Genomic DNA, 9,815 nt, shown 5'->3' with positions numbered 1-9,815 from the left:
CACCGCACCGCACCGCACCGCACCGCACCGCACCGCACCGCACCGCACCGCACCGCACCGCACCGCACCGCACCGCACCGCACCGCACCGCACCGCACCGCACCGCACCGCACCGGGGCCATGATGCGCACCCCCGTGCACCGCACCAGGTGCGCCTTCGCGTTGGCGGGGGCTCCTATCACACACCCCCTTGACCGGGCCCTGATCGGCGGCCACTACCCGCTGTGTCAAGGAGAAACGTGCCAGTGGAGGACCTGGTCAAGGGGTGGAGCGGACCCTGGACAAGGGGGTCGGCCGAACCTGGACAAGGGGTGGAGCTGAACCTGGACAAGGGGTGGCCGTGCTGGGCGGAGTCCAGGTGCGGCGCACCGGGTGCGGTGGTGCGCCCCCGGTGCGGTGCGGGAGCGCGCCTGAGAGTGGAGTCCACCGGCAACCGCTGCGCACCACGGTGGAATCCACTCTGCGGAGTCCACTGAGTGGAGTGGCGTGCACAGGGTGGAGTCCACACGATCCACTCCACCCGCTCGGTATCGGGCGGTCCGCTCAGTGGACGAGTCCTGGTGTCGTCACCACTGCCAGGCGTTTGAGTGCCGCATCCGGGACAGGGCGCGGGCGTCGCGGCGGGCGGCGGCGCTGCCGATGCGGTTCTGCCAGGGCCGGGGCCGGCGCGACTGGGTGCCGTAGAACCGTCGGACACCAGCAGCCTTGAGGCGCTTGCGCTGCTTGGCCGGCTCCGCCTTCTTCGCCTTGATGGACTTCGGCTTCCGGGACCGCTTCCAGATCGGCTGCCAGCCCGTCGGCGGCGCGGCAGCCCCCAGCGGTGTGTCCATGGAGCGTCGGCCGTCGCCAACCATCACGCCGCGGAAGAGATAGCGCCACCCGCTACCCAGGCCAACCTTCGACTCGCTAATCATTCGGCCATGGAATATCGCCTGCGAACTGCGAGAAGGCGTGATCTGAGGTCTGTCCCGCCGGACGGGAAGCCATCACCAAGTCTGTACCGCAGGTGTTCCGCCAGGTAGACCGTCACAGCAGCCCGAGATGGTGAGCAGACGAGGTGTGTCCTCTCCCCCGTATGACCATCACCAGGTACGGATAGCCCTGCCCCCTCTGCGACGCGCCGCTGCTCCTGGGCGTCCTCCAAGAGCGCTCCGTGCAGTCCGACTTCCCCACCGCTGAACGTGTCACGCGGCGGTGCCCCGGCTGCCAGACGGCTCGGTTCAAGCAGTGGATGGAGGGGATGCAGGACTACTACGGCGCCTGGTGGCAGCGCCATGCGAATACTGCGCTCGCCCCCACGGGCGACAGCCACCCCCAGGTCGCACTCCAACCGACTCTGTCCTGCGACCGCAGAGGCTGCGGATTGAAGCTGTGTGCTGCGGGGATCTTGCGGGTTGAAGAGTTGCCTCGCAGCGATGCGTGAGGTTATGCAGTCGTGGTCCGTGCGTTGGAGGTCCTGCCTGGCGGCTCTGCGGGGCCGCTGGCGACCGGGTTCGACGTCGCGTACGTCGCTCCGGACGGGTCGGCGTTACGGCGCCCGCTGGTGGAGGCGTGGGCAGTGCCGTTCGAGCACGCCCTACGCGAAGAAGTCGCGAAGAGACGCCGAGCTTCCGAAGCAGCAACCCTTCCCCACTACAGTTCCGGCTCGTGATCAATGCCACCCACCGCACCGCTGCGGACGACGACGCGCTTCTGGAGAGGCTGCACGCACTCGCATGGGGCCCGGGAGGTATGATCCCTCCTCGCGGCATAAGCCTCCCCGACAAGCCCTTCCCGCCTGTCACGTTCGCCGAAGTCGAGCAGACGGAACAAAAGCTCGGGTATCGGCTGCCCGAGTTGCTTCGACGCGTCTACACCGAGATCGGTGACGGAGGATTCGGACCGGATGGCGGCCTCGCATCACTGATACCGCGCAGCATCCCGCACTGGCACGTCCAGGACTGGCCCTGCGCAACCGCCCTCCATGACCAGCGGCCAGGATGGGGGCCACCGGCCTCGTGGTTCTTCCTGACCGGTGGCGGCTGCACCACGGAGTGGCACGTCTCCCTGATAGCGATCGACAACCCAGTGCTTCTCTGGGACGCCGACGGCTGGGAACCCGACTGGGGCCAGAACCCTCATGACGGCCTGCGCTACGCGGCACCGTCTCTGCGCCAATGGCTGTGGACCTGGGCGGATGGCGGCGACGTGTGGGACGAAGCACTGGTACAGATCAAGAAGGACGTCAGCGACTGAACGTGACGCACGCGGCAATCTCCGTGGGCAAGGAACACGCTGAGTGGGTCTGCACAGAACACCCTCCCCAGTCTGTGTCGCGTTCTCCCTCAGTCTGCCCGGCAGGGCCTCCAGCATCGCCCTGTCGCTGCCGGCCCGCGACCACGCCCGCTTGGTCCCCGCCGCCCAGGCACTCAGCCAGCGCGCCACCAGTCTACTCCTGGCACACCTCATCGCCGACGACAACCCACCAACGGCCAGCACCAGCACGACCGAAGAGCAGCCCCGGCGCGCACTCCCCTAAGAACTCCTAACGGAATGACCTCATAGGGCCTGCCGATGAGCGCGGTTGATACTGTCCGACCGTGACATTGACTGACCTGAGAGACGGCTTTCGCGACGATGACCAGCGGCAGTGGGTCCAAGCAGTCGTTCACAGTCGCCTCGCGGATGACCGGGAGCCGCAGGAGTGTCGCTACCTGATGCGCTTCTGGTGGCAGCTGCGCATGCCGTACCAGGAAGTTTCGCTTGAGGAGCTACACCTCAACGTCGGCAGGCAGAAGCTGGACGCCCTCATGGAACTGATCAGCGCCATCCGGTCCTCCCACGACGAGATCGATGCCTGGCTTGCCGCTGCGGAGAAAACGTTCCCGGTGATTCAGGACCGCGGCTTCAGCTTGCACAGCGACGGCTGAGGCACGAGCTTCGTCAGGCGCCGCCAGCAGATGATGCGACAGGCGAGCTTGAGGAACGCTTCGTGGATGTCGTCGCGGATCTCCCAACGGATCCGCAGGCGGCGGAACCAGTGCAGGTGGGCGAACTCGCGCTCCACGACCCAGCGGCGAGTGCCGAGCCCGGAACCGTGCTCGGTCCCGCGGCACCATCAGGAGCCGCTGACCTTCCAGGCCGTCCCCCCGCTGCGCCGCCCCCGCGCAAGGCACGCCTAGGACTGCCCACCGCCCTCCGTGCCCCACCTACCGACGAACTCCTCCAGGGCGCGGCGTTGCTGTTCCTCGCGGGTGATCTGCCGGGCGAGGACGTTGCGGTCGATGTAGGGGTCGACGGCGGCCAGGACCAGGCGCTGGAGTTCGTCCGGCTCCAGCGCTTCGACTTCCCATTGGACCGGGTGCTTGATGTCGAAGCCGTAGCGGCGGGCGAAGGCCGGCCACCTCGGGTCGTCGCGCTTGCCCTCGGTCGCCGGGAGCCCGTACGCACGGACCTGCTCATAGGTGAGTAGCACCCGGGTCACCGAGCTCCAGCACCCCGTGCGCTCTACCCAGTCGCGTTCGATGTCCTCGCCCGAGCAGTCGAAGTCGCCGGCCACGGCAAGGTGGGCTTGGCGGTGTTCGTGGGCGACGCGGTCGCGGACGATGTCGGCGTAGGGCTGGGAGCTGGAGCCGCGGACGATGAGGACGGGGATGCCCGCGAACTCGAGCCAGCCGGTCAGCTGCTGCCGCAGGGTGTCCTTCTCCGCGGCGACGTACAGCGCGTGCTCCTGGCCCGCGGTGCGGTCCAGGCGGAACCAGCCGGGCATCTCGGCGACGAAGGCGTCCACGCTCGGCCACGCCGGCGGGACATGGACTTCGCGGACGGTGTCGATCAGGTCGGGGAAACGGTCCTCTCTCCGGGCCTGGGCCAGCCGGGCGGACAGGCGGCGGTACATCGGCGGCGTGTGCGGCAGCACGCCCTCGGCGGCCAAGCGGTACATGACCTGTCTCAAGGTGACCTTGAGCGGGGCGTACCCGTCCACGATCTCCCGGGCACGGTCCACGACGAGGGGCCACCGGATCCGTTCACGAGCCATACCGGTACATGTACCCCTGCGGCGCTGCCGGCCCCCGGGACACGGAACAGACCTCTTCGTCCGGCTATCGCGGACAAAGAGGTGTCGTTTTCCGAAGGGGGCTTGCCCACGGCCACTGACCTGCACGGACGCAAGATCACCGGATTCGGGGGGTCCCACTCCCGGTCACACCTTCGGTCCCCCGCCTAGTGCACCCCTGCAGCCACCTGTGCACGCAACCTCCGGTGCAACCCCATGCGGTTCGTCTGGCGTACGGGCAGGCCGGGCTGGGCGAGCCTCCGGCGACCATCCGATGGGAGGTCGGCCGTGCGGCGCGCTTGGCCGGTCGGTCTCTTGCGCCTGGGCGGCGGGCTGCCCGACCGTTTGGGAATCTGTTGTGCAGCTCGGGGGGAGTACGGGTTTGGGGAACAACCGGGTGCGGCTCAGCGGTGGTGCGGCGTGGCAGACGGACTTCCGTCGCCGGACCACAGGCCGCGCCCCCAGGACCGCGATGGAGATCGCCACGGTCCGCCGCACGCTGAATCACACGCTGACCGAATTGAAGCGGGCCATCGACCGGTACGCGGTCGCGGTCGCCGCCGACCTGTACGCCCTGGCGTGGCAGCAGGCCGCGGGAGCACCGCCGAGCGAGACCCGCGAGCAGCGGGCCCAGCTGAAGGACCTCAAGGAGATCCTGGGCTCGCGCCGGTGGCAGGAGGAAGAGCGCCGCCAGGCCGCCGCAGCTTCCCCGCAGCCCGCACCGGCGCAGCCGCGAGCCGTCGTAGCGGCGCCCCGGGTCCGGCCGGACACCGCGCGGACCGGTGAACCCGTCGCCCGGTCTCCCCGCCGAAGTCCGTCTTCGGCTCCGGCACCCCGGCGTTCCTCCGCACCGGCCCGGCCGCCCGTCCCGGTATCGGCGCCGATACCGTCAGCCCCGGCCCCCTCGCCGGTCAGGACGCCGGTCGTGGCGCCGGTCGTGAAGGTGCGCCCGCCGCGCAGGGAAGTGCCGGCGCTTCTGGAGGCCGGGCAGCTCTGGGAGATCGCGACCGAGTTGCGGCCGCTGCTGGAGCAGACCGCCCGGGCCGGCTCCACCCTCACCTGGCCTCAGATCCACAAGCGCCTGCCGAGCCTGCCCCGCCTGCACGCCGACGACCAGTGCGTGCTCCTGTGGCTGGTCGACGAAGACAGGCGGAAGGGAGAACCTCTCCTGTCCGCGCTCGTCACCGTCGGAGACCGGCAGATGCACCCCCGGTTCCCGGCAGTGGCCGAACAGCTCGGCTGGAGAACCCCGTCCGGCACCCGCCCGCACACCGCGTGGAGCTACGAGGTCCTCAAGGCACACCAGCACTGGCGCCACCGCCGCTGACCCCCGCCGGCCCCCCGACCCCTGGGCAAGCCCGTCGTGCGACCGGGCTTGCCCAGGTCCCCGGCAGGCTTGCCCAGCCATCAGCTCTCGAGGGGAGTACAGAGTCAGATCGCGCGCGACGCCGACATCCTGCGACCAGGACACGAAGGTCCGTAGGCAGGTGGCCCTGAACAAGCGGCTCAGCGGGAGGGCTCCCACGCCTCGGGGCCGGCGCCTCGCCACTCCACGAAGTCAGGATCGGTGAGGTCCACGTCGTCGGCGTTCTCCAGCCCGGCGGCCGCGAGGAAGACCCTGATGCCGGCCGGCCGGTGCGCGAGCCCGATGGCGATGGCGACCCCGTCGTAGCGCACCCGGCGCCAGCCCTGCTCGTCGATAGGGTAGACGATCAGCTTCGCGACCATGCGCCCAGCCTGTCCCCGCAGCACCCCACCGTCACCCGGCCAGGCGCGAACGGGTGAGGCCGCAGAGCGCGGCCGCCAGCGAAAATGCCAGACCGTTGGCCTCGGCCACAGAGTACGTTCGGACGTACGGGGTGCGGCCCTGGCCACCAGGGCCGCGACGGGGGCCGCACCCCGACAGAACCGACCGCGCGACACCCGCGGCCGGGGTCCCGCGTGCGGGTGGCCCCTAGGCCGACGGCGAACCAGCCCGGTCCCAGCACCGTCGCAGAGCTCATGAAACCGATCGACGAGCAGCACATCGCGGAGCCCGGCCCGGTGGTCCTGGACATCACCGGCGGGGACGAGGACACCGTCCGCGCCGTCATGGCCGCGCTGGAAGGGCGCCGGGCCACCTCAGGCGTCGGCCCGGTGCGCCGGGATCCCGGCGAGCCCGGTGTCCGGGCCCGGGTCTACGCCGACGTCCTGCGCCCGGGGCGGGAAGCCTCCTAGCCACAGGCCCTGGGCAAGCCCTCCTCGCGGAGGGCTTGCCCAGGGTCGCCTACGGCTTGCCCAGGTGCTCAGGCGTGCCCGGTCGCCGGCGCCCACAGGGGGTGCGCACGGCCGGTGCCGTGGCAGTGGGAGCACAGTCCCCGCCGGGCGTGCTGTGCGCTTCGATGGTGGTGACGGCGTCGCGCAGGAGGTGGGTGAGGCCGTCCACGTGGTCGGTGTGGAGGGCGAGCCGGTGGCGCTTGCCGAGCAGGATCTCCAGCGCGGTGCCCGGCGCGGCGGCGCCCAGTTCGTAGGTGATGCCGCGGGTGACTGTGGTGAGCAGGTCGTGGACGTGGCCCATCGTCTCCCCGCCGGACAGCTCCACTCGCGCGGTGAAGGCGATGTCGCCGGGCCGGGTGAGGGAGAGCAGTGCGTCGGGGCGCTCGAAGGGGGCGAGGCGCCCGACGGGTTCGCAGTGGGTCTGGCGGAGAGGGCGTGCCACATGTCCCCCGCAGCGCTGGGCACGGGCTCGGGGTTGTTCTGCCTATTTCGTCTCATGGGTCCGGTGTACGACCGACGAGAAGGCGTCGGCCGGCTCCGAGCAGCTGCGGCCCGGAGGGTGACGCCGCGACTTCGGGAGCCGTCCCGCCACGTGATCCGGACCCTGGGCAAGCCCTCCGCGCCAAGGGCTTGCCCATCAGAACCCGTGGCCGGTCGGCTAGCAGGTCGTGACCGACCCGTCTCCCACGATCGGTCAACCAGCACGTCAGCGCCCTGACCGGTCCATGCAACTCCGCTCTGCGCGGTGACCGGTCATCGGTCACGCGTCATCGGTCAGCGCGCCCTGCCCGTGAAGGCCAGCAGTGGCCGTGACCGATGCCGCCCTGCCCAACGAACCCCGGCCGAGGTGGGCAAGCCCGTGCGCGGGGACAGCGGCAGACGGCACTGGTAGACAAGCAGGCAGGTGTCCTCGGCGTGCTCGTTGGCTTTCGTCACACAAATCCAACGGCCGCCGAGGGCATCTGGGTTACGCCTCCGAAAGAGCCGCTTCGGCCTCAGCGTCCGAGGCCTCAGGAACCGGCAGGCTGCCAAGGCCCGCCGTCAGCCCGCTGAATGAGGTACACCTCAGGCCACTGCCTTCGACTGTCATCCAGGATGGCCTCGGCGCGTCGCTGGGTGATCTGCCTCAGGGGCTCGATGTCCTCAAGGGACTTGGAGGCGAGGCTGTACACGGTGGCGGTGATCTGGCTCATCGTGCCCTTCCCGGGGGAGTTGTTCCTGTCGATGGGTCAGGTGCGCGGCTTCAGTTTGATCAGGCGGACGGGCTGGCCGTCGAGGAAGAAGCCGTCGATCTCCGCGTCGCTGGTGTCCTCGTCATGCTCGCCGGGCTGCAGCAGGCCCAGGGTGATGTGGAAGTCGCGCAGCGCGTCCCGGATCCGCGCGGGCAGCGAAGGGTAGTCGGGGGTCTCCTCCGGATCCGCTGCGGGGATCAGCCGCGCCTCGCGCGGCGCGTCGATCCCGTTCACCGACACGTCGGCGGCGAAGGCGAGACCGGCCTCCTCCAGCGCCTTTCGGGCCTTGTCCGCCAGGGCGACGGCAGACAGGTACTGGGTCACCTGGTCCCGGCTGAAGGCCGGTGCGACCATCCGGGCGATCTCCTTGGCCGCTGCGCCGGCGCGGAACTCCCGCGCGATCGCATCGACCAGTGCACGCTTCTCACCGAGAAAGTTGTCGAGTTCGGTCCTGATGTCCATGGATCGAATCTAGCAGCTGGACTGAATCCAGTCCAGCCGCGATTCAGTCCTTTTGCTGGACTGTGTGGCCGCCCAGTCCTAAGCGGAACCCGGTCGTGAACGCCGCAGCCGCCTGTCGGTGGCGTTTCAGGTCACAGCCGTGCAGTGAACCGGCCGTCGGGTAGCTTCCACAGCCAGCCACGATCAACGAGCCTGACCAGCTTCCCGCGCAGCGGGTCCAGCTTGCTCTTCACGCTGACGTCCACGCCCAGCATCTCGCCGACCTGCCGCGTCATGACCGGTCCGGCGGCCTGTCGCATGCGCAGATAGTCCGGTGGGAGCACGGCCTCCTCCACGCCCGGCCCGCGGTGCGGGATCAGCATCACCGCCTGGCCACCCACCTGTCCGGCCGCCACCACGGCCAAGGTGCGCTGGCGGGAGAGTTGCTCGCTCACCCGCTCAAGGACTCGCTCATTAAGAACTTGCTGGTCAAGGCCGTGGCGGTGCAGGGGCAGTTTTTTTGCGAGAGTGGAGCGCGATACCTCGCGAGGCGGTGCCGTGCGGTGGTTCGCCCGCCGCTGCTCCGCGCGGCCGACTGCGTTGTGTGGCTTGGCTGCCTATTCGGGGTCGTCGGCTTCTGCGGGGATGGTCCAGCGCAGCAGGGTGGTGGTGCCGGCCTGTTCCAGGGTGACGGCGTAGACCTGGTCCCAGGCACGTTCGCCGCGGTGGCGCGTGGAGTGGTCGCCGGGGTCCCAACCCAGCCGCAGGATCCGGGACCCCTCGAGCTCGATCTGCCCAGCGAGCAGGGGGTGGGTTTCGCCGGCCCTGTCGAGCAGGTGAAAGTGGGTGTGCGCGTCCACGGAGACCACCAGGCCGGTGCGAGGTCCCTTCGACAGCCAGTCCCTAAGCTGGTCGGCGAGCTCGTGGGCCTCGTGGAGGGGGAGATCGAGCCGCCCATAGGGGCCGCGGCGCCCGTCGACCTGGGACATCGGGGCGCCACCGAAACAGGCGTGGGCGTCGTCCTCGTACTTCCCCCAATAGCTGACATCGGCTAGCCCGTCGATCGACTCGCCGGACAGCCCGACGAACCAGTCAAGGGCGCGGGCGTCCCCAAGGACCATGCCGCACCGATCAACCGGGAGGTCACCGAGATGGACCGGCTCCCCGCCGGGACCACCCGGCCAGGGCAGGCCAAGGTCGACTTCCAGGACCGCGATGACCGGCCCGTCATACGAATCCCGTGTCTCAGCGCGGACCTTCAACGGCCGGTCGGCCACGGCCGGCACCGCGACCGCCTCGCAGAGCCACTCCTGGCTCGGGCCGTCCGCAGGCTCGTGGAGATGGCCGCCGCCCTGCTCCGCCGCAGCCGTTGCCCGCACGGACAGCGGGTCGCCATGCTCGGGCCACTGGTCGATCCAGCTGGCCATCCCCAGGACCAGCACGCCGGACGGTGTTGTGACGACTCCCAGGTCGACAAAGGGCTCACTCATCCGCTGATTCAACCAGGTGCGGATCGGTTGGCCCCAGCCCTGGCAGTGCGGGGCCGAAGTCGCAAACCAGGCTCCTCCACCCGCGAACTACGGTGCTCCATCAAAACTTCCCTGATCCAACTTCACTGACAATCGGTCCAACTTCACTGTCAGAGGACAGAGTCCGTGGGCTCACAAAGAGCTCCGGACGGGTCAAAGTGTGATCACCAGGACGAGGAGGGCCAACACCGTGCCTGCTGTGAGCGCGGTCCCCACGCCGGCGAACACCACGTACAACGTCCTGGAATCCCAGCCTCGGATCTCGAAGCGGCGGGGGTTGGCCGGGTCGTACAGGACGGTGACGGACCTACCGGTGCCGAA

13 protein-coding genes and 1 pseudogene are annotated in these 9,815 nt (G+C 69.6%); 4 read left to right on the top strand and 10 right to left on the bottom strand.

Features of this window, described 5'->3' with window-relative positions:
- Nucleotides 1–566: 566 nt before the first annotated feature.
- On the bottom strand, nt 567–830 hold the full coding sequence (locus ACIPW5_RS33695; protein ID WP_401253294.1) for a hypothetical protein: 264 nt from the start codon (nt 828–830) through the stop codon (nt 567–569).
- 817 nt (nt 831–1,647) lie between these two features.
- Between ACIPW5_RS33695 and ACIPW5_RS33690 the strand changes: the two genes are divergently transcribed.
- Both ACIPW5_RS33690 and ACIPW5_RS33685 read left to right on the top strand, forming a co-directional pair.
- Nucleotides 1,648–2,235: an SMI1/KNR4 family protein gene (locus ACIPW5_RS33690; RefSeq protein ID WP_401253292.1), complete on the top strand. Its 588-nt coding sequence runs from the start codon at nt 1,648–1,650 to the stop codon at nt 2,233–2,235.
- Nucleotides 2,236–2,579: 344 nt separating this feature from the next.
- The gene (locus tag ACIPW5_RS33685) at nt 2,580–2,909 is read left to right on the top strand and encodes a hypothetical protein (RefSeq protein WP_401249386.1); all 330 of its coding nucleotides are present in this window, start codon (nt 2,580–2,582) and stop codon (nt 2,907–2,909) included.
- Here ACIPW5_RS33685 and ACIPW5_RS33680 read toward each other — a convergent pair.
- Nucleotides 2,873–3,091 (bottom strand): annotated as a pseudogene (locus ACIPW5_RS33680) (hypothetical protein); the annotation flags it as partial. The gene ACIPW5_RS33685 and the pseudogene ACIPW5_RS33680 overlap by 37 nt on opposite strands.
- A 66-nt stretch (nt 3,092–3,157) precedes the next feature.
- Nucleotides 3,158–4,018, bottom strand: a complete 861-nt coding sequence (locus tag ACIPW5_RS33675; protein ID WP_401253289.1) for a hypothetical protein — start codon at nt 4,016–4,018, stop codon at nt 3,158–3,160.
- A 490-nt stretch (nt 4,019–4,508) separates the two neighbouring features.
- Between ACIPW5_RS33675 and ACIPW5_RS33670 the strand changes: the two genes are divergently transcribed.
- Nucleotides 4,509–5,363 carry a hypothetical protein gene (locus tag ACIPW5_RS33670; RefSeq protein ID WP_401253286.1) on the top strand — a complete coding sequence of 285 codons (855 nt, stop codon included), beginning with the start codon at nt 4,509–4,511 and terminating at the stop codon, nt 5,361–5,363.
- 179 nt (nt 5,364–5,542) lie between these two features.
- On the opposite strand, the gene ACIPW5_RS33665 is transcribed toward ACIPW5_RS33670, so the two are convergent.
- The gene (locus ACIPW5_RS33665; protein WP_401253283.1) at nt 5,543–5,764 is read right to left on the bottom strand and encodes a hypothetical protein; all 222 of its coding nucleotides are present in this window, start codon (nt 5,762–5,764) and stop codon (nt 5,543–5,545) included.
- Between the two features lie 273 nt (nt 5,765–6,037).
- Here ACIPW5_RS33665 and ACIPW5_RS33660 point away from each other — a divergent pair, with 273 nt between their 5' ends.
- Entirely contained in the window at nt 6,038–6,253 is a 216-nt protein-coding gene (locus ACIPW5_RS33660) for a DUF6207 family protein (RefSeq protein ID WP_401253280.1), read from the top strand.
- Nucleotides 6,254–6,302: 49 nt separating this feature from the next.
- Here ACIPW5_RS33660 and ACIPW5_RS33655 read toward each other — a convergent pair whose 3' ends face one another.
- The 6 genes from ACIPW5_RS33655 to ACIPW5_RS33630 form a co-directional block, all read right to left on the bottom strand.
- Nucleotides 6,303–6,734, bottom strand: coding sequence for a hypothetical protein (locus tag ACIPW5_RS33655; RefSeq protein ID WP_401253278.1), 432 nt, complete (start codon nt 6,732–6,734; stop codon nt 6,303–6,305).
- A 568-nt stretch (nt 6,735–7,302) separates the two neighbouring features.
- Entirely contained in the window at nt 7,303–7,485 is a 183-nt protein-coding gene (locus ACIPW5_RS33650) for a hypothetical protein (protein WP_401253275.1), read from the bottom strand.
- A gap of 36 nt (nt 7,486–7,521) precedes the next feature.
- Nucleotides 7,522–7,986 (bottom strand): hypothetical protein, encoded by a 465-nt coding sequence (locus ACIPW5_RS33645; RefSeq protein WP_401253273.1) that lies wholly within the window; start codon nt 7,984–7,986, stop codon nt 7,522–7,524.
- Nucleotides 7,987–8,117: 131 nt separating this feature from the next.
- Nucleotides 8,118–8,420, bottom strand: a complete 303-nt coding sequence (locus ACIPW5_RS33640) for a hypothetical protein (protein WP_401253270.1) — start codon at nt 8,418–8,420, stop codon at nt 8,118–8,120.
- Nucleotides 8,421–8,582: 162 nt separating this feature from the next.
- The gene (locus tag ACIPW5_RS33635; protein ID WP_401253267.1) at nt 8,583–9,455 is read right to left on the bottom strand and encodes a hypothetical protein; all 873 of its coding nucleotides are present in this window, start codon (nt 9,453–9,455) and stop codon (nt 8,583–8,585) included.
- 192 nt (nt 9,456–9,647) lie between these two features.
- Nucleotides 9,648–9,815, bottom strand: a 168-nt coding sequence (locus ACIPW5_RS33630) for a DUF3592 domain-containing protein (protein ID WP_401253449.1), incomplete at its 5' end; no start/stop codon positions are given.

Origin of the sequence: Streptomyces sp. NPDC090077, from assembly GCF_044747545.1 — a bacterium.
In the GTDB taxonomy this organism is placed as follows: Bacteria; Actinomycetota; Actinomycetes; order Streptomycetales; family Streptomycetaceae; genus Streptomyces.
Note: the sequence above shows the minus strand (reverse complement) of the source record. Positions and strands in the feature narration are given on the sequence as shown.